Consider the following 18,599-nt stretch of genomic DNA (forward strand, 5'->3'; position numbering starts at 1 on the left):
AACCACTGCAAACCATCGCCAGCAACCGCAAACTCTGCCTCACGCGGCCAGCTTCGTCTTCGCCTTCTTCACCGCTTTCGCAGGCTTCGGCGCCATCGTCGGGCGGAAGGCATCGCCAAAAAGATACTGGCGCGCGCTGTCCACCTGGCCCATCACCCGGCGCTGCCATTTGGTAAATTCTTTGCCCAGACGCTCTTCGGCATCTTCGATCTGCAGGGCTGTGTCGAGGCTCATGTGCTCGGTGCTCAGCTCAGCCTGGAAATTGATTTCCGGAATGTGCAGCTCCACCGCTTCAAACATGTCCATCACCCGTGCGGCGTAGCTGGTGTCCCACACCTTGTCGTCTTCGTCGTAGCAGCTCGTCACCAGGTGGGCGATCAGGTATTCCGCGTTGTCTGAAAAGACCTCAGCCGCATCCGTCACGGAATCAAAGCTCTCGCGATCCGCCGTCACCGGCAGCACCACAGAAACAGCCACTCCTGCCGCCTGCAGCGTCATGTCCATTTCACAGCCTTGGTAGAACTTGTTGAAGAACTCTCCCAGGCCCGTGCTCACGTCCAGGATGGTCAGCGGCGAGGCGTCGATATGGTCCAGAAGGGTTCGCGGTGTCAGGGAACTCGCATCGAGATTCGTGATCCCGTCCGGTGTCTGAGAATCCTCTTCGGTGAGGGAGAGGCGCTGATGTTCGACACCATACTGTTGAAGGTAGCGGTGAAAGCAAAGCGCCAGGGTGCTCTTGCCGGTGCCGGGATAGTCGTTTTGGATGAGGATGAGCTTCTTCATAGGATTATTCTGAATTACTCAGTTATTATGTAAATTATAATATATATTGCAAGAATAAATATTTTACATTTCCATAATTTCAAGGTTTTGGCGTTGGGTGGGAATCCGCCACCTCCAAGGAAAATCAAAGCCTCCAGCCTCATTGCGGCTCGACCTCTCCCCCTGCGAAAAAAATTCGTTTCGTTCTCGCTTCAGCCCCTTTTTCATCCACTCCAGCAGGCCTCAAAACGCGGAATTACCTCAAAAACCGCTCATTTCAGCTCCAAGCCGCCCTTGCGCACCGAAAATGCAGCTCTAATATCGAACCGAGCGCACCTTCTACCCCGTGGTGTAATGGTAACACAGGAGATTTTGATTCTCTCGTTTAAGGTTCGAGTCCTTACGGGGTAACCATTCGGGAAGTGCCGCCTCATCGCTCGGCAGTCGAGCCCGCTGCGCCGGTAAAGCTCTCATCCGTCAGCGTTTTCAGAAACGCCACCAAGTCTGCCTTCTCCTGCGACGTGAGCTGAATGCCCGCCTCCGGATGCTTCGCCAGGTTGGCGTCCAGTGTGTTCGTCCGCTTAACCCCGCTGCTGTAGTGTTCCACCACTTCTTCCAGCGTGGCAAAGCGCCCGTCATGCATGTACGGCGCGGTCACCGCCACATTTCGCAGGCTCGGCGTTTTGAATTTGCCCCGGTCCGCCTCGTTCTTCGTCACAGCCATTCGTCCTGTATCTTCCTCTGTTAGCACCAGGCCGTTGTTCGCAAACGGCTGGCTCATGAACAGGGTCCCGCCATGGCAGTGAAAGCAGTCCGCGCCACGCAGTCCCCGCTTCGGGTCAAACTCCGTCACAAACAGCCTCAGCCCGCGCTTCTCGCTCTCTGTTAGCTCCGCCACCTTGCGTGCTGCCCGGTCAAAGCGCGACTCCTGGGAGACCAAAGTCAGCAACTGCTGCTCCAGCGCCATCGCCACTCGCTCCGCCGTGATCTCCCGGCTTCCAAAAGCCTTCTCAAACGCCGCCCTACACGCTTCATCAGCGCTCAGTTTCGCGATCACGTTTGGCATCGTCTCGTTCATCTCATGCTTGTCCTGGATCGGCATCAGCACCTGCTCGCGCAGCGTCGCCGCCCGCCCGTCCCAGAAAAACGCCTGCTGCCACGCCAGATTAAAAAGCGGCATGGCATTGCGCTTTCCCACCTGCTGCTCCGCCCCCAGGCTGAAACGTCGCGCATCCGCAAACGCGTGCGCCTGGTCATGGCATGACGCGCACGACTGCGTGCCGTTGCCGGACAGCCGCTTGTCATGAAACAGCAGCCTCCCCAGCGCCACGCCCTCCTCCGTCAGCGGGTTGTCCGCCGGCAGCTTTACCTGCGGAAAGCGCAGGGTCATGGGCGGTGTCACTGCATGTGTCCCATGGGGCAGGGGGGCAGGCGTGCTGGTATAGGCTGGTAGTTGGTACACATCGTGGCTCATGCTGCGCAGCCGGAACGCCTTCTCGATGTTCCTTTTCACCTTTGCCGCCGCGGCATCTCCTTCGCGTGAGTGCGTTGAGCTTCCATCCTTCACAAAGTCCACCCCCGCCACCACGTGCTCCATGTCCAGATCCAGCCTCACCGTCAGCGGCCGCCCTCCTCGAAACTCCACCGGAATCTCCACCGTCATCAGCTGCGGTGCATTCGCGATGTGATAGGAAAATCCGTCTTCCTTCCCTCCATTCATCCACCGTCCTTCCAGGGCCATGAAAATATATCCGCCCTGCCACCCCCAGTGCAGCCCGTTGACCTGCGGATTCAGCGCATGATCCGGCGCATACATGTTCGGGTTCGACTTGTTCGTCGCCTCGTCCACCCCAATCCGAAATCGCACCCCTCGGTACTCACCCTCTGGAATTCCCGAACCCTTGGCCGTCAGTTTTCCCGCTCCGGCGCTCAGGTAGGCAAACCAGTCACGCGACTCCACCCAAGTCCCGTCCTTTTTCTGCAGCGCCAGCCCGGAAAGCAGAAAGTCCATTCGCGAGACCCGGGACTGAGTTTTTTCGCCCCCACCCAGCACGGGCACCTTCCAATCTTCCAGCAGCATTCTCTCCCCGTTCACCACGGGAATGATTTCCAGCCTCATCTCCTGCCCTCTCGTCACCGGCGCCACCCCCAGCAGTGCTCCGCACACCGCCAGCATCCTCATCCACGGGGCCCTCCTCACCAGAAAGAACAGAGTGTTGGTGGCTTCCTGGCACATACGCCATGCAGGGGCTGGCTTCGCGCCTCCGGCGCGCTTTCAAACTCCAATCAATTCATTCGTCCGCGACGACGCAGCAGCAGGGCGATCCCGAAACACGCGATCAGCAGCGCGCTGCCGGGTTCCGGCACCGGTGCGAAAGACCCGATCACCAGTCCGTCCTGCCAGTTGTTCGCGTCGTTCTCTGGCAAAAGGGTGTTCACGGTGAAGTAGCCGTGCTGAGCCGTGTAGGTGGAGAAAAATCCCGCGCCATCCTTCGCCGCCACGTCGCTCAGGATGCTCTGGAAGATCGCAGACCTCGCGTCGCCCACCGCCGTGCCCAGCCCGCTGTTGTAGTCCAGGTAGTCGCTCATGTTGGTGAAGTCCGACTTCGGCTCCTTGCCTTCCGTCTCCGCCAGGAAGTTCACCACCGCATACATCGCGTTGTAGAACGGGTCGTTGTTGCCAAAGTTGTGATAGTCACCGCTCTGCTCAAGGAAACGGCCGGAAGATCCGGAAAGCGTGTCCCATGGCAGGTACTTGTCGAGAACGTACTCCATCACCGAAACCTGCTTTGGCACGATGCTCGCGTAGAAAAGGGGATCAGACTGATAGATGCTATTGCGCTCCGTGTTCTGCACCGTCCAGCCATCCTGAAAAGAAAGCGTCTGCGCCGTGATGGTCTGATTGCTCAAAGCAGGCGGTCCGGGCTCAATGCACAGCCACCAATAGGTCTGTCCACCAATCGAATACTGCCCGATCGAATTACCATTGTTGTCCAGCCCAGTCACGGTCACCGTGTCAGCCGACGCTGTGGCTAGGGTCGCCACAAAAATCAGAGGGAGAAGCTTTGGAAAGGTCATGATGGTATGAAAGTTATGAGCAAGTCTCATTAAATCTACGTTTAATTTGCTGGTATACATAAAATTTACAACAGTTTCACTGTGTGTGATATTTAACATGGCTTAAACATCTCGGTCTTGTGGGCCGATGAGGCTGTCTTGCCTTCGACTCCGGATCCCCCTAGGCTGCCCCTCTTGATGCCTCGTCCTCCTCTGCGCTTTCTCTGGTCCACGACCGCCTGGCTCCTTCTCATCAGTGCCCTTGCGGCCGCCCTCTTCGTTTTTCATGACACCTCCCGCCCAGAACTCGCCGTCGCTGCGGACGTGAATGTCCAGTCGATCACCCTCGAAGATCTGGAGGCCGCCATTCGCGAGCGCCTTTGGCGGAGCGATCAATCTTGGGAAAATCTCAGCCCCGATTCTCAGAAACAGACCCGCTTGCAAGTCTTGGAGTCCATGGTGAACAACCGCCTCGTCCGCACCTGCCGTTTGTCGGACCAGGAGGCTGCCACTCCCCTGTCGACCTCAGCGAAGCGCGAGGCAGACATGCACCAGCGCCAGTTTGTCGAGCCCGCAGACCTTTCCAGGCGCCTCGCCGCTCAGCACCTGACCTCAAAAGCATTCGACGCGAAGGTCGAACAGGTGCTGCGCGATGAAGCCTGGATCGCGCGGCAGATTCAGCCGCGGCTCGAAAGCATCACCCGTCCCGAACTCAGCACCTGGTATGATCAGCACAAGGAAACCCTGCGCATCCCGCAGGCATTCCACGCGGCCCATATCTTCCTCACCCGCCACGATTCTGCCAAGCCCGACCGCAGCACCGAAATCTCCCGGATTCACCGCCAGCTTCTGGCCAGGGAAAAGACCTTTGCCCAGCTTGCTGCACAAGCCTCCGAAGACGATCGTAGCAAGGTTCTCGGCGGCGATCTCGGCTGGTTTACCCATCAGCGCATGCCTCCTGAATTCATGGCCGCCGTGGCAAATCTCCGTCCCGGTCAGCTCAGCGCGCCCGTGCAGACCCCTCTCGGCTGGCACATCATCCTTCTGCTGGACCGCCGCGAGTCACGTCTGCCTGCATTCGACGAAGTCCAGGCCGAGATCGCGGCCCATCTCACCAGCGCAAGGCGTGAAGAAGCCGTGAACAGCCTCATCGCCTCCCTCCGCCAGCGTGCCCGGCCCTCCGTGTTTTATCACGCCGAGGTCATTGACCGCGCCAAGCCTTCGCCCTAAGTGCGCGCATGAAACAAAACGTTGGCATTCTCGGTCTTGGCATCATCGGCAGTCGTGTGGCGGAAAACCTGCGCAAAGCAGGGCACGAAGTTTTCGTCTGGAGCCGCAGCGCCCGCCCGGTTCCGAATTTCCTCTCCTCTCCCCACGAAGTCGCCGAGGCCGCCGGCATCATCCAGATCTTCGTGCGCGACAGCGCCGCCCTCATCGAAGCCATTGAGGACATGAAGCCTGCTCTCAAGGCCGGCCACCTCGTCATGAATCACGCCACGGTCAGCAAGGCAGCCACGCTGCAGGCAGCCAGACTCGTTGAAGAAACCGGTGCCGCCTTCCTTGATGCCCCGTTCACCGGCAGCAAGATGGCCGCTCAAAACGGCAAGCTCAGCTACTACATCGGCGGCAGTGAACTCCTCCTGGAGCGCGCCCGTCCCGTTCTTGAAGCCAGCGCCGCCAAAATTCTCCCCCTCGGCGCCGTCGGCGAGGCCATGGTGCTCAAGATTGTCACCAATCTCGTCTCCGCCGTCATCGTCGAGGCCGTCGCCGAAGCTGCGGACATCACCAAGGCCAACGGCATCCCCCTCGAGCGCCTTCTCACCGCCTTGGAGTCCAACGCCAACTTCTCCACCCTCATCGGCATGAAGCTCCCCGCCATCATCAAGAGCGACTACGAGCCTCACTTCGCCCTCGTCAACATGCTCAAGGACGCCGACTTCGCCCGCGAACTTGCCGCCCAATCCAAGCTCAACACCCCCGCCCTCGACTGCACCGCCGCCGCCATGCGCGCCAGCGTCGAAGCCGGCAAAGGCGACCTCGACTTCAGCGTCATCGGCCAACGCTAAAAGCAATCACGCCTCTTCCTCCCTTCAGGCTCGCTCGTCCTCGTCCTCCTACTCGAACTCGTCCTCGATCAAAGCGCTCCGCCTCAAGCTCCAGCCTCGAAGCCACACACCTCTCCTCCGCAGCGCCAGCCTCCCCGTACGTAGTTTGGGCTTTAGCCCGCTCCGGCTTCTTCCTCTTCGTATTGTAGTACCGGCTTTAGCCGGTCCGGAATCCCCGCATCATCTACCAGTCGATAATATATCCCATGCCCCTCCGCGCACTCCTCCTTTTCACCGCGCTCACCACCCTCCTGCGCGCCCACGACACCCCAGCCTCCACCACCCCCACCACCGACCGCCTCAAAGTCCTCGTCTTCTCCGCCACCGCCTACTACCGCCATCCGGACATCCCCGCCATCAATCGCTGGCTCGTCCTCCTCGGCCATGAAAACGGCTTCGACGTGGATATCACCGAATCCCCCAAAGACCTCGTCCCCCAGGTCATCGCCAAATACGACGTCCTCCTCCTCAACAACGCCAACGAACTCGACAAAATCATCCCCGAGCCCCAGCGCCAGTCCGTCGAAGCCTGGTTTGCCTCCGGCAAAAAAGGCGTCGTCGGCATCCACGCCGCACTCGTGCATCAAACAGCCTGGCCATGGCTGACCCAGCTTGCCGGCTGCGACTTCAACAGTGACTCCGATTTCTCCAAAGCCAAAGTCACCGTCGATCCCGCCGCCAACGATCACCCCGCCGTCAAAGGCCAGCCCGCGGAGTTCTTCATCGAAGCCGACTGGACCAATCACGACCACTCCGTCACCGGCCTTCCCGGCTTCCAAGTCCTCCTGCGTGTGGACGAGTCCACCTACACCCCCGTGCGCGACTATTTCAAAACCCGCGGCGGCAAACCCATGGGCACCGACCACCCCATCGCCTGGACCCACACTCCAGCCTCAGGCGGCCGCTTCTTCTACACCGAGTTCGGCCACGACCTCCGCTCCCTCAGCACCCCCTTCGTCCGCCACCACATCCTCGAAGGCATCCGCTGGGCCGCAGCAAAGAAGACCGCGAAATAAGCAGTCACACGACCATGAAGCACATCCTCACCGCTCTCCTTCTCGCATTCACCAGCACCATTTTCGCTGCCGATGAATCCCTCCTCTGGGACCTCGCGAAAAACGAAATCCCCGCCGCCCACCAATCCGGCCCCGTCGAAAAAACGAACGGCACCATCAAGCTCCACGACGGCGCGTCCTTCGCCGTCCCCGCAGAAGCGTTTCCCGACCAAAAGAACTTCACCGTGCAAGTCACGCTCTCGCTCGATGCCCTCGTGCAAGATTCCGTCTTCACCGTCATGAACAAGCAGAGCACCGACAAAGACGACGGCTTCGCCATGTTCTTCAACTACAAGGACAAGCCCTACTACGCCCGCCAGGTGAATTCCGTCGTTAACAAGATCCTTATGGTCGGCGGCTCCCTCAATGGTCGCAACGAACCCGAGATCAACAAGCCCGTCACCTTCACCATGGCCGTGCGCAACGGCCTCGCGACCTTCTACATCGATGACGCACCCATCAAAAAATGCTTCATGGAGCTCATCCCCAGCAGCGGTCCTATGTGGATCGGCCGCAACGACAGCGCGAAATCCAAAACCATGCCCGTCACAGTGCATGCCGTGAAAGTCTTCGGCCCCACATACGCCTACGTTTCGAAGAAGGAGACCACCGGCCAGTTCCCCCGCGGCGCGGTCGCTGGGAAAGGCTGGGCCCTCGATGTTCCCAAGATCGAACACCCCGAGTGGCCCAAAGTGCTCATCTATGGCGACTCCATCTCCGGCGGCTACAGCGGCCCCTTCATTGCCGAGATGCTCAAGCAGCACATCTACGTTTTCCACTGCGTTCACTTCGTCGGTGGCGATGTCCCCGTGCAGGCTCTCACCGAAATGGCCGGACACTTCAAGTTCGACGCCATCGTCTTCAACAACGGCCTCCACTCCCTTGGCTGGACTCCCGACAAAGTCCCTGACGCCCTCGTCCTCGATCGCATGCAGAAACTCGCCCGCTGCTTCAAAAGCGGTGCACCTCAGGCCAAAATCTTCTACCTCATGACGACGCCACACACCGCCGCGCGTCCCGCCCCCGACAAACCCGTCACCGCCTTTGGCGACAAAAACGACATCGTCCTCCGCCTCAACAACCTCTCCGCCCAAATCATGAAGCAGGAGAACATCGAAGTCATCGACGCCTACACCCTTCTCGCCTCCCACCTCGACCTCGCTTCCGGAGACAATTTCCACTGGCAGACACCGGCTTACCAGCTCCTCAGCCAGCAAATCGCCGACCGCGTGCTGCCAGCCGTGGGGAAGGGGAAATAAAGAATCAAAGACCCAAAGGAGCACTCGCGATGAAATGGATCCTCTTTCTCATGACCGCACTGCTGCTGCCAGCGCTGCAAGCATCAGACCGCATTCGCATCCTGGTCTGGGACGAGCAGCAGCCCGAGCAAAAGCAGGCCTACGGCGAAAAGTTCCTCGGCGAGACTATTGCCGCGCGTTTGGAACAGCTTCCCGACCTCGTGGTGAAAAATGCCAGGCTCGATGACCCTGATCAGGGCCTCAGCGATGCCTCCTTGGACGCAACAGACGTCCTCATCTTCTGGAGCCATCGCCGCGCCAAGGAGCAGAATGACGATCGCATGGAGGCGGTGGTAAAACGCGTCATGCAGGGCAGGCTCGCATTGATCAGCCTGCACTCCGCGCACTGGTCCAAGCCCTTCGTTCGTCTCATGCAGGAGCGGGCCAAGGAGGATGCCGTCAAAGCTCTTCCCGAAAGCGAGCGCGGTGCTGCTCAGTGGGAGTTCAGCAATGCTGCCCCCTATTACCAGGGCGTCGGCCGCGCAGCCCGCATCACACCGTTTGTTGAAAAAGGAGAAGGCAGCCGATGGAAGCTCACCCTGCCGGCCTGTGTTTTTCCCATGTATCGAAATGACGGCGCTCCCTCCCACGTCACCACGCTGCTGCCCCGTCATCCCATCGCCGCCGGTCTGCCTGCCCAGTGGGACATTCCCCGCACCGAGATGTATTCCGAGCCCTTTCACGTCCCCGCGCCAGATGAGGTCGTGTTTGAGGAGAAGTGGGACAAAGGCGAGCACTTCCGCAGCGGATGCGTTTGGAAAGTCGGCCACGGCCGCGTCTTCTACTTCCGCCCCGGCCACGAGACCTACCCCGTCTTCAAGCAGGCCGAGACCCTCCTCGTCTTGGAGAATGCATTGCGCTGGCTGGCACCCGGAGCTGCCCGGTAAAAGCACTCCGTCACTCGCCCCTCCTCACGGCCTCACCTCCACGGACGGCTCACCAGACCCAGGCTTGAAGCTCCGCGTCGGCGCATCGATGAAGACATTCATCTGCTGTCCCGCAAAGAGCGGCAGGTCGCCACGCTTGAAGCTGAAGATCACCTGCAGCACGCGCGTGTCCACCCGCTCCGTGCTGTCTCCAGTGAGCGATCTCTTGGGCAGCACATAAGGCTCAAAGCGCACAAATTTCAACGGCGTGCTGATGTCCTTGTTGCCGCGCAGGGAGCCTGTGGCCACCGCGCCTGCGCGGATGCGCCACGCATCATCTTCATCCACATCCACTCTCACGTGCAGCGGCTCCACCTTGCCCAGCATCATCAGCGGTGTGCTCAGCACTCCGGCGGGGGCATACTCACCCAGGTGAATCTTGATTTGCAGCACCTGCCCCTCCACCGGCGCACGCACCGTCAGTTTCTCCAGCTCCGTCTGCGCGCTTGAGAGCTGCGCCCGCGCCTGTGCCAGCTGTGCTTCGCAAATGCGCACCGTATTGCGCCGTTTGTTCGTGTCCTCCGCACTCACCGCTCCTTTGTCTCCGATGTTCTCGTTGAAGGCCAGTTCGTCCTTCGCGTCCGCCAGCTGCGCCTCCACCACTTTGACCGTGTTCTCCCGCAGCGCGATCTCCGCCTTGTGCGTGCGGTCGTCCAGCGTGAAAAGCGGATCGCCCGCCTTCACCTCGCTGCCGATCTGCACGTAGATCCGCGCCACCACTCCGCCCACTGTCGTGCCGATGGCGATGTTCTCCGTGCTCGCCTCAATGATTCCCGCGCCTGCCACAAAGACGGCGTAAGGCGCGTGCGCCGGCTTCGCCACGGGACTGGCCGGAGGGTTTGTCCTCGCCCCCTGCACAGCCACCATGATGCCCAGTATGACGCCTGCCAGGGCCAGCGAAGGTAGAATGTATTTTCGGATCATGGCTTTCGGGAAAATAAAAGGTTCAGGCTGAAGCGGCGGCTCGCTCAGGTGTTTCGATGCTCGTGATGCGACCGTCCTCCATGTGGGCGATGCGGTCGGCAAAGTCGAAAATGCGCGCATCGTGCGTGACCACGATCAGTGCGCGGTTGGTGGCGAGCGCCAGCTCGCGCATCAGCTGCATCACCTTGCGCCCCGTCTCGCCATCCAGCGCGCTGGTGGGTTCGTCACACACAATGAGATCCGGCTGGTGCACCAGGGAGCGCGCTATCGCCACTCGCTGCTGCTGCCCTCCGGAAAGATCCACGGGGGAAGACTCCAGCATTCGTTCATCAAAGCCCACCCGTCGCAGCATCTCACTTGCCTCTTGCATCGCCGCCTTGCGTTTCATGCCATTGATCACCAGGGGCGCCGAGACGTTCTCCGCCGCGGTGAGCGTTGGGATCAGGTTGAAGGCCTGAAACACAAAGCCCGTGTGCGTTCCACGAAACCGCGTGATCTCCTGCTCCGGCATGGAGAGGTAGTCATGGCCAAAGACGCTGCACTCCCCGCCATCTCTGCGCAGCACTCCCGCGATGATGGAGATCAGCGTGGTCTTGCCGCAGCCGGACGGCCCCACCAGCATCAGCATCTCTCCGGTGCGCACTTCCAGGTCCACCCCGCGCAATGCCTGAAAGGCGGTGGCTCCGCTGCCAAAGGTCTTGGTCAGTCCGCGGCAGCTAACCGCAATCTGAGAAGATGAAACTGGAGAAGGCACAGGCATGGGCGCGATCAGCTGCGGAACACCACGGCGGGTTCCAGTTTCATGACTTTGCGAATGCTGAGCGCCGCCGCTGAAAGGCAGATGCACAAGATCGCCACCGCAGAAATCAGCAGAAGCTGCCACGGCAGGTAGAAGGCTATCTGCGTTCTCCCGCTGAGCAGTCCGCCCCACGCTGAAGCCAGCCCCACGCCGATCCCATACCCGATCACGCCCACAACCAGGGCCTGCAGCAAAATCATCCGCAGCAGCGTGCGGTTGGTCGTCCCCATCGCTTTCAGCGTCCCAAAGTAGCGCAGGTTGTCGAGCGTGAAGTTGTAGAAGGTCTGGCCGGAGATGGTGATGCCGACGATGAAGCCCAGCGCCACCGCCGTGAGAAAGTTGATCGGCATCCCCGTGTATTTCAGGTAGTAGTAAAACGTCAGCTCCTTGAACTTCGCCGGCGTGTAGGCCATCAGGCCCGTCATTTCGCGGATGCGCGCGCATACGTTCTCCGGGTCTTCTCCCGGCTTTGCCTTGGCGGCCACAAACGAGAGCAGCTTGCGCTCCTGCGGCGCAAAGGTGGTCGCACGGGAGTAGGTGGTGTAAATCACCGGGTTCGCCTGAAAAGTCTGCGTCACCTGGCAGATGCCCGCCACATACACGCGGTGGTCGTTCAGCTCCAGCGTGTCTCCCACCTTCAGCGCCACGCGCCTGCCATCGGGTGCCCGCTTCGCCAGCTTGCCCTCCGCGCCTGCTTGATCCACGATCACCCCGTCGCTGCGCCGCAGATCCGCAAGGCTGCCAGAGACCATCCGCGGCGGCCCGCCGATCAGCGTTTCGTCATCCAGCCCGATCGCGATGCACGTCTGGAAGGTGCCGTTGTCCAGCCTTGCCCGCAGCGCCCCTTTGTACAGCGGCACCGCCCACTCCACTCCGCTCACCCCGCGCACCCGCAGCACCTTGGTGTCCTGCATCGGCTTGATGTCATCAATGTACTGCACCTGCGGATCCACCACCCAGATGTCCGGCAGCGAGACATCTGTCAGAAAGCTGAACGTGCGCGACATCACCCCCGCAAAAATGGCCGACTGCTGCGTGATCAGCAGCGAGGCGAAAGTAAGCCCGATGATGATGCCAAGGTACTTGGCACGATCACCCATGAGCATCTTCAGCGCGTAAAAATACATGCGCTCATGAAGTAAGCCCTGCTTCATCCGGGACAATGGCCAAGACCCTGCCAATCTTGCGCGCCACCGCCAGCGGCCTTTCGCTTAATGGACCGCACCATCCATGCTGGGCGCTGCCTGCCTTCGCCGAAATAAGATTCCAAAACGGTTTTGATTTTGCTGATGCCTTCCCTCACCGCTTTCCCCATTGACTTCACCGCAGGCTGAACTCAATGGATGGCATGCCTGAAGAGCCGAGACCTGACGACCCTCAAGCCTCGCCGCTGGACTCAGAGAGAAAGCCGTCCTCCATCCCCTGGCTTGTCTGGCTGGTCGGCGCCGCAGCCTGTGCAGCTCTCATTCTCGTCGTGACGCACCTCACGGAAGAAGAGGAGTTTCTTCAATTGCTTCAGCAGATCGATGTTCTCTGGCTTGGTCTCGCACTGGTGCTTCAGTCCCTCACCTATCTGCTGCAGGGCATCGTCTGGCGGGTGGTGGTCGCAGCCAGAGGGCAGGTGCTCTCTTTGGGCAAATCCTTTGAACTGAGTCTCGCGATGCTCTTTGTCGATCAGGCGCTTCCTTCCGGCGGCATCAGCGGCGTGGCCGTGGTCTCCGGCGCCCTCTCCCGCATGGGCATGCCAGGGGCGGTCGTGGCTTCCGCCGTGCTGGTGGACGTGGCCATGTATCACCTCGCCTATGCTTCCTGCATGGCGCTCGCGCTGGGCCTGGCCCTGTTTCATGCCTTCCTCCCTCACTGGGTGGGTGTCGCCATGCTTGTCTTTGTTTTGGCTGAGCTTGGCGTGGCCGCATTCCTGATTTTTCTACCCAGCGGCGGCACCACATGGGTGAAGGCAAAGCTGCGCCGCTTCTCCAAACTCACACGCCTCCTCCAGTGGGTGGAGCACGCGCCTCCCGGCTCTTTTCACAATCACCGCGTGCTGCTGCTGGCCTTCTTCATGCACGCATTCATCTTCCTGCTCGATGCTGCCACCATCTGGGTCGCCGCACGCGCTCTGGGTTTCAATGCCTCTCTCGCCGGCGTGTTCTCCAGCTTCATGGCCTCTAATCTTTTTCGCACCATCGGCATCATTCCCGGCGGTCTGGGCACCTTCGAAACAGCTTCCGTCATGTCCCTGAAAAGCATCGGCATGCCCCTGTCCGTGGGCCTTTCCGCCACACTGCTCTTCCGCGGTCTCAGTTTCTGGCTCCCCATGCTCCCCGGCCTCCTATGCTCACGCTGGCTCCTGCCCAACCGCCCAAAAGACAAGGCATCTTGAGCCACTGCTCAATCACCTGACATCCTCTTTTCTGAGCACGTAGTTCGGGCGTCAGCCAGCTTCGGAAGCTCCACAACACCCCAGGTTTGCAGCGAGCCAGCGCACGTAGTGTAGCACCGGCTTCAGCCGGTCCTGGAAGCACCCTTCGCGCAAACAGTTCCCAAATAAACGCCACATCATTCAATAACCACTCTCACCGTCCCCCACCCTCCGCCTGCTCCAGCCGCGCAAACATCAGCCGCTTCAGGCACTCGCTCGTCAGCAAATACAGCAGCGTGATGCTCACCAGCATCACCATGAACTTCCACGGCAGGGGCACCAGCCCAAACAATCCTCCTAGCGGCGTGTACGGCAGCAGCACCACACTGCCTGCCACCGCCATCGTCGCCAGCGCCAGAAATCTCCCCGGCCTGCTTTTGTAGATCGGCCTGTGCGTCCGGATCACCATCACAATGAACATCTGCGTCAGCACAGACTCCATGAACCACCCCGTCTGAAACTGCGCCTCCCCGGCATGCAGCACCAGCAGCAGCGCCCCGAACGTGAGGTAGTCAAACACCGAGCTCACAAGCCCAAACGTCATCATAAACCGGCGGATGAATTTCTGGTTCCAGCGCCGCGGCTTCAGCGCCTGCTCCGGATCCACGCTGTCCGTCGCGATCGTCAGCGCTGGCAGGTCCGAGAGAAAATTGTTCAGCAGGATCTGCTTCGGCAGCAGCGGCAGAAACGGCAGAAACAAAGACGCCCCCGCCATGCTGAACATGTTTCCGAAATTCGCGCTCGTGGCGATGAAGATGTACTTCAGCGTGTTCGCAAAGGTGACGCGCCCGTTGCGCACACCGCGTGCCAGCACGCCCAGTTCATGGCGCAGCAGCACGATGTCCGCCGCCTCCTTCGCCACATCTACCGCTCCATCCACGGAGATCCCCACATCCGCCGCATGCAGTGCGGAGGCGTCGTTGATGCCGTCTCCCAGATACCCCACCACGTGCCCCGCTTTGCGCAGCGCGATCAGGATGCGTTCCTTCTGGTTCGGCTCCGTCTCGGCAAAGATGTCCACCTCGCTCACGCGGTTGATCAGCGCGGCCTCGTTCATCCGGTGCAGATCATCTCCCGTCAGGACATCCGGCCTCGCAATCCCCATCTGCCCGCCGAGCCGCTGCGCCACCAGCCGGTTGTCTCCCGTGATCACCTTGAAGTCCACCCCCAGCTGCCGCAGCTCCTGGATCGCTTCAGCGGCGCCCGCTTTCGGCGGATCATCAAACAGCAAAAAACCGGTGAAGGTCATCGCCACTTCATCATCCTTGTTGATCACCGGATCATCCGTCACATCGCGCGTGGCCAGCCCCAGCACCCGGTGCCCCGCATGGCTGTACTCGGCAAATCGCTGCTGCAAAGCATCATGAAATTCCGCCATCGGCTTGTCCCCGGCTGGCGTCGCCACCTTCGTGCAAACCGCCAGCACATTGGCAAACGCGCCCTTCGTGATCATCACATGGCGCCGCGCCGCATCCGCATCCTCCACCACCACGCTCAGCCTCTTGCGGATGAAGTCATACGGCACCTCGTCAAATTTCGTGAAGCCTCCCAGTTCCGGGTGCGCTTCAGCCCGCAGCGCCGCATCGATGGGATTGGTGAATCCGCTTTCAAACGTCGCGTTGAGAATCCCGTGCAACCTCACCAGGTCGCTTTCCTTCCCCTCCGCATCGTGCGCCCCCAGCAGCTTGACCTTCCCTTCGGTCAGCGTCCCTGTCTTGTCAGAGCACAGCACGTTCATGCTCCCAAAGTTTTCGATCGATGACAGCCTCCGCACGATCACATGCTCCTCCGCCATGCGCTTTGCCCCTCGCGCCAGCGTGATGCTCACGATCGCCGGCAGCAGCTCCGGTGTCATCCCCACCGCCAGCGCCAGCGCAAACATGAACGCATCCAGCACCGGCCGGTGGAAAAACACATTGATGCCAAAAATCGCAATCACAAACACCAGCGTCACCTTGATCAGCATCTCGCCAAAGCGCCGCAGCCCCCGCTCGAAATCCGTCTCCGGCGCGCGCAGCCTAAGCCGTTCAGAGATCGCGCCAAACTCGGTCTCCGCTCCTGTGGCCATGATCACTGCCCGTGCCGTGCCGCTCACCACATGCGTGCCTTCATACACCGAGTTGCTGCGTTCGCTTTGTTTCGCATCCTCGGCCACGCTTCCGGCCTTCTTTTCCGCCGGATAGCTTTCGCCCGTCAGCGCAGATTCATCCACAAACAGGTCCTTGGATTCGATAATGAGCCCGTCTCCCGGGATCGTGTCACCCGCGCTCAGGATCACCACATCTCCTGGCACGATCTGGCTGGCCGGCAGTTCACTCTTCACTCCATCGCGCAGCACCGTGGCCCGGGCCTGGATCACCGCCAGCAGCGCCGCCACCGCGTTCGCTGCGCGGTATTCCTGCCAGAAGCCCAGCAGCGTGCTCATCAGCACCACCGTCGAGACGATCAGCACATCCATCTTGTCTCCCACAAACGCGGAGATCGTCATCGCCACCAGCAGCAGGATCACCAGCGGACTGCGGAACTGGCTCAGCAGCAGCCGCCATGCTCCCCCTCCTGCGCTGCGCTTTCTTCCCTGCGCACTCGCCAGCCGTTCCTCTGCCTCGGCGCTCGTAAGCCCTTCGCTTCGCGAGCGAACCTGCAGCAAAGCGGCATTGAGGGAGAGCACATGAAACTTCATGCTCCCATTTCTCAGGCTGAATCGTGGCGTGGCAATGTCCATTTCCACCCATTCTTTTCTTCCCCCTACTGGAATCCAGTAGCCCGAAGCGCGGAAGATTGCCCATGGACAGCACCGCCTCGGCCAGCGTGCATGCCTTCGACACCACGCACCGGCGATGCACCACGACGCCACCAACCTGGAATGCTCCTTGGACTGTCCCTGGCGGAACACCTGTTCCTGCCTGCGGCATCTCGTGGATCAAAGCGTCCTGCTTGGCGGTCACCTGGGCAGTTCGCAGCTCTCAGGCGTGATGTCCTTGTACTATCCTCAGCCTCTGCCCCCTTGTGTACATTCAGACGGCACCTTGCACTGGAATGAGATGGAGGAGGACTCCGAAGAAGCCCCATGGCCTGGCGACGCTCCCGCTTTGTAGTGCTCAGTCGTACCTGTGCCTTGTGTCCCGAATAACCTTCTCTGGCTCTCCCGTGCTCATCCACTTCCAACGGCGACACGCAGAGATGTAGCGCGGCATTCCAATACCGCGACATGGTCGTACCCGGAATCAGAATTCCGAGCCACCTCACGCCTGCCACAGTCTGCTGGATTTGTAATTTGTAGTTCATTTAGCAGCAGACCGCTCTGGCAGTTGCCTACCTCTCACGCGGCTACCGAACAGCCTCCCCCAAATGCTCCCCCTTTCAAAATCAGCCCCTTGGAGTTCAGGTGCGGGCGGTTGTTGGCCTCACCATGTCCATTCCAAAATACCGCTCCGATCGCACTTGCCGCATCGCCGCTGCCGCCAAGGGATAAGACTGTATTTTCATCCTTATGACTGCAGCCATTCTCTACCTTCTCGCCGGTGTTGTCCTCGCCTGGTTCGGCGGTGAACTCTTCGTCCGCGGCGGCGTCGGCATCGCCGCATGGGCCCGCTGGCCCACCGCCGTCATCGGTGTCACCGTGGCCGCATTTGGCACCTCAGCCCCCGAACTCATGGTGGCCATCCATGCCGCGCACGATGGCGTGCCGCAGATCTCCCTCGGAGATGTGCTGGGCAGCAACGTCGTCAATGTCTCCCTCGTTCTTGCCTTGGTGCTTTCCTTCTCCGGCATGAAGGTGGAGGACAGCGGCGTGCTGCGCGACTGGTTTGTCGCGCTCATCGTTCCTGGTGTCGTTTATCTGCTCCTGATGGACGGCTGGTTCTCCCGCACCGACGCCGTCATCATGATGGGCTGCTTCTTCGCCTGGCTCCTCGCCGTCATCTCGCATGCACGCGCTCATGCGGCGTCGCATGCTGCTCCGGCGCAAAAGGTTTCCGCTGGTAAAATGGTTGGCTGCATTTTGCTCGGCCTCGCTCTGCTCATCGGCTCCGCCCAGTTCGTGGTGCATGGCGGCAAAACCATCGCCACCGCCCTTGGCTGGAGCCCCTTCATTGTCGGTTCCGTCATCGTCGCAGTCGCCACCAGCACGCCGGAACTTGCCACCACCCTCATCGCCCGCATTCGTGGTCATCATGACGTCGGCCTTGGCAACATCCTCGGCAGCAGCGTCTTCAATGCCTTCTTCATCGCCTCGGTCGCCGCCTTGATCCAGCCCTACAAGGTCAACCTCCCCGAGATCATGCCCAGCCTCTTCTTCGGCGCCCTGACCACCCTGCTCATCATCCCCGGACCCGGCGGCTGCATCGGCCGCTTCCGCGGTATTTTGCTGCTGGCCATCTACGCCACCTATGTGATGCTCTCTCTCGACCAAAGCCCAACGCACTGATGAATCGCTCCCTTTTACTGAATCGAGTCCTGCTCGGTTCCATGTTTGTCTTCGCCCTGGCCACGGCGGGCACTGCCTTTTTGAGCGGATGCTTCGGTGTCTTCTTTTTTATCCCGCTCTGGTTCCTGCCTGGACTCGTCTTCTTGCTCTGCCTCCTCGCAGTCATTCTCCTGGCTCTTTGGTCCTTGAGCATTCAGCGTCTTTTGCTCGCCGCCATCGCGTTCTTCATCGTCTTCACTCCCATGATTTTCTTGGACGACGGCTACTTCGAGATGGGACGCAGGGCGCACATCAGGAGCGTGTTCAGCCAGGAAGTCATGGACGAAATCGTTGGCGTGGTCAGGAAGAAAATTGCCTCGGGAAAGGGCTTTCGCATCGTGGAGCAGGACGATCATCCGCATCAGGTGGGCGACTTGAAGTGGAATGATCTTCCGCCACAGGTGGGCGCTTTTGGCTGGGGGTTTCCCGCTCATGCGAGTTTCTCGCACGATCCAGCCACGAAACAGGTTTCAGTCAGTCTCGTGTGGGGCGGTTCTTTGATCTCCCACCACGGGCTTGAAATCTCCCCCGTGCCCATCCCTTTTCACGGGTATCCCATGTACGGTGGGGATGACCCTACAGTTCCGTATTACAGCCAAAAGTTTTACCCATGGCTGAAGAATGGTTACATCATGATCGATGAAAACTAGAGCGTTTTAAATAATACTATAGCCACAAGAGGCAAACCAGCCCGCGGCGTCTTTTTCTGTGATTTTTGAGAATGCCTGACTGATCGCCGCATCGAGCTCGGGTGGCGTGCGCGCCTCCGCAGTGCGCAGCAGCGCT

General features: G+C 60.3%; 15 protein-coding genes and 1 tRNA gene. 8 read left to right on the top strand and 8 right to left on the bottom strand.

Annotated elements, in window-relative coordinates:
- Positions 1–39 precede the first annotated feature (39 nt).
- Positions 40–783 carry a hypothetical protein gene (locus tag ACILSO_RS27620; RefSeq protein ID WP_395740720.1) on the bottom strand — a complete coding sequence of 248 codons (744 nt, stop codon included), beginning with the start codon at positions 781–783 and terminating at the stop codon, positions 40–42.
- A gap of 319 nt (positions 784–1,102) precedes the next feature.
- Here ACILSO_RS27620 and ACILSO_RS27625 point away from each other — a divergent pair.
- Positions 1,103–1,176, top strand: a tRNA-Gln gene (locus tag ACILSO_RS27625).
- Between the two features lie 16 nt (positions 1,177–1,192).
- Here the strand turns inward: ACILSO_RS27625 and ACILSO_RS27630 are convergent.
- Positions 1,193–2,998, bottom strand: coding sequence for an MbnP family protein (locus ACILSO_RS27630; protein WP_395740721.1), 1,806 nt, complete (start codon positions 2,996–2,998; stop codon positions 1,193–1,195).
- Between the two features lie 50 nt (positions 2,999–3,048).
- Positions 3,049–3,840, bottom strand: a complete 792-nt coding sequence (locus ACILSO_RS27635) for a hypothetical protein (RefSeq protein ID WP_395740722.1) — start codon at positions 3,838–3,840, stop codon at positions 3,049–3,051.
- Between the two features lie 177 nt (positions 3,841–4,017).
- Between ACILSO_RS27635 and ACILSO_RS27640 the strand changes: the two genes are divergently transcribed.
- The 5 genes from ACILSO_RS27640 to ACILSO_RS27660 all read left to right on the top strand — a co-directional run bounded on the left by ACILSO_RS27640 (position 4,018) and on the right by ACILSO_RS27660 (position 9,164).
- Positions 4,018–5,049: a peptidylprolyl isomerase gene (locus ACILSO_RS27640; protein ID WP_395740723.1), complete on the top strand. Its 1,032-nt coding sequence runs from the start codon at positions 4,018–4,020 to the stop codon at positions 5,047–5,049.
- An 8-nt stretch (positions 5,050–5,057) separates the two neighbouring features.
- The gene (locus tag ACILSO_RS27645; protein ID WP_395740724.1) at positions 5,058–5,885 is read left to right on the top strand and encodes an NAD(P)-dependent oxidoreductase; all 828 of its coding nucleotides are present in this window, start codon (positions 5,058–5,060) and stop codon (positions 5,883–5,885) included.
- Between the two features lie 245 nt (positions 5,886–6,130).
- Complete coding sequence (locus ACILSO_RS27650; RefSeq protein ID WP_395740725.1) at positions 6,131–6,940, top strand: ThuA domain-containing protein; 810 nt, start codon at positions 6,131–6,133, stop codon at positions 6,938–6,940.
- A gap of 14 nt (positions 6,941–6,954) precedes the next feature.
- Positions 6,955–8,238, top strand: a complete 1,284-nt coding sequence (locus ACILSO_RS27655; protein WP_395740726.1) for an SGNH/GDSL hydrolase family protein — start codon at positions 6,955–6,957, stop codon at positions 8,236–8,238.
- Positions 8,239–8,267: 29 nt separating this feature from the next.
- The gene (locus tag ACILSO_RS27660; protein WP_395740727.1) at positions 8,268–9,164 is read left to right on the top strand and encodes a ThuA domain-containing protein; all 897 of its coding nucleotides are present in this window, start codon (positions 8,268–8,270) and stop codon (positions 9,162–9,164) included.
- 24 nt (positions 9,165–9,188) lie between these two features.
- Here ACILSO_RS27660 and ACILSO_RS27665 read toward each other — a convergent pair whose 3' ends face one another.
- The 3 genes from ACILSO_RS27665 to ACILSO_RS27675 are packed head-to-tail and all read right to left on the bottom strand — an operon-like array spanning position 9,189 to position 12,053.
- Positions 9,189–10,127 (bottom strand): efflux RND transporter periplasmic adaptor subunit, encoded by a 939-nt coding sequence (locus ACILSO_RS27665; protein ID WP_395740728.1) that lies wholly within the window; start codon positions 10,125–10,127, stop codon positions 9,189–9,191.
- 22 nt (positions 10,128–10,149) lie between these two features.
- The gene (locus ACILSO_RS27670) at positions 10,150–10,887 is read right to left on the bottom strand and encodes an ABC transporter ATP-binding protein (RefSeq protein WP_395740729.1); all 738 of its coding nucleotides are present in this window, start codon (positions 10,885–10,887) and stop codon (positions 10,150–10,152) included.
- 8 nt (positions 10,888–10,895) lie between these two features.
- Positions 10,896–12,053, bottom strand: coding sequence for an ABC transporter permease (locus tag ACILSO_RS27675; RefSeq protein WP_395740730.1), 1,158 nt, complete (start codon positions 12,051–12,053; stop codon positions 10,896–10,898).
- 221 nt (positions 12,054–12,274) lie between these two features.
- Here ACILSO_RS27675 and ACILSO_RS27680 point away from each other — a divergent pair, with 221 nt between their 5' ends.
- Positions 12,275–13,309, top strand: a complete 1,035-nt coding sequence (locus ACILSO_RS27680; RefSeq protein WP_395740731.1) for a YbhN family protein — start codon at positions 12,275–12,277, stop codon at positions 13,307–13,309.
- A 193-nt stretch (positions 13,310–13,502) separates the two neighbouring features.
- On the opposite strand, the gene mgtA is transcribed toward ACILSO_RS27680, so the two are convergent.
- The gene (gene mgtA, locus ACILSO_RS27685) at positions 13,503–16,028 is read right to left on the bottom strand and encodes a magnesium-translocating P-type ATPase (protein WP_395740732.1); all 2,526 of its coding nucleotides are present in this window, start codon (positions 16,026–16,028) and stop codon (positions 13,503–13,505) included.
- A gap of 810 nt (positions 16,029–16,838) precedes the next feature.
- On the opposite strand from mgtA, the gene ACILSO_RS27690 reads away from it, so the two are divergent.
- Positions 16,839–17,774: a sodium:calcium antiporter gene (locus ACILSO_RS27690; protein WP_395740733.1), complete on the top strand. Its 936-nt coding sequence runs from the start codon at positions 16,839–16,841 to the stop codon at positions 17,772–17,774.
- 14 nt (positions 17,775–17,788) lie between these two features.
- On the opposite strand, the gene ACILSO_RS27695 is transcribed toward ACILSO_RS27690, so the two are convergent.
- Positions 17,789–18,169, bottom strand: coding sequence for a hypothetical protein (locus tag ACILSO_RS27695; protein ID WP_395740734.1), 381 nt, complete (start codon positions 18,167–18,169; stop codon positions 17,789–17,791).
- Positions 18,170–18,599: the final 430 nt, after the last annotated feature.

The sequence above is a fragment of the Prosthecobacter sp. genome (assembly GCF_044226605.1).
Lineage (GTDB): Bacteria > Verrucomicrobiota > Verrucomicrobiia > Verrucomicrobiales > Verrucomicrobiaceae > Prosthecobacter.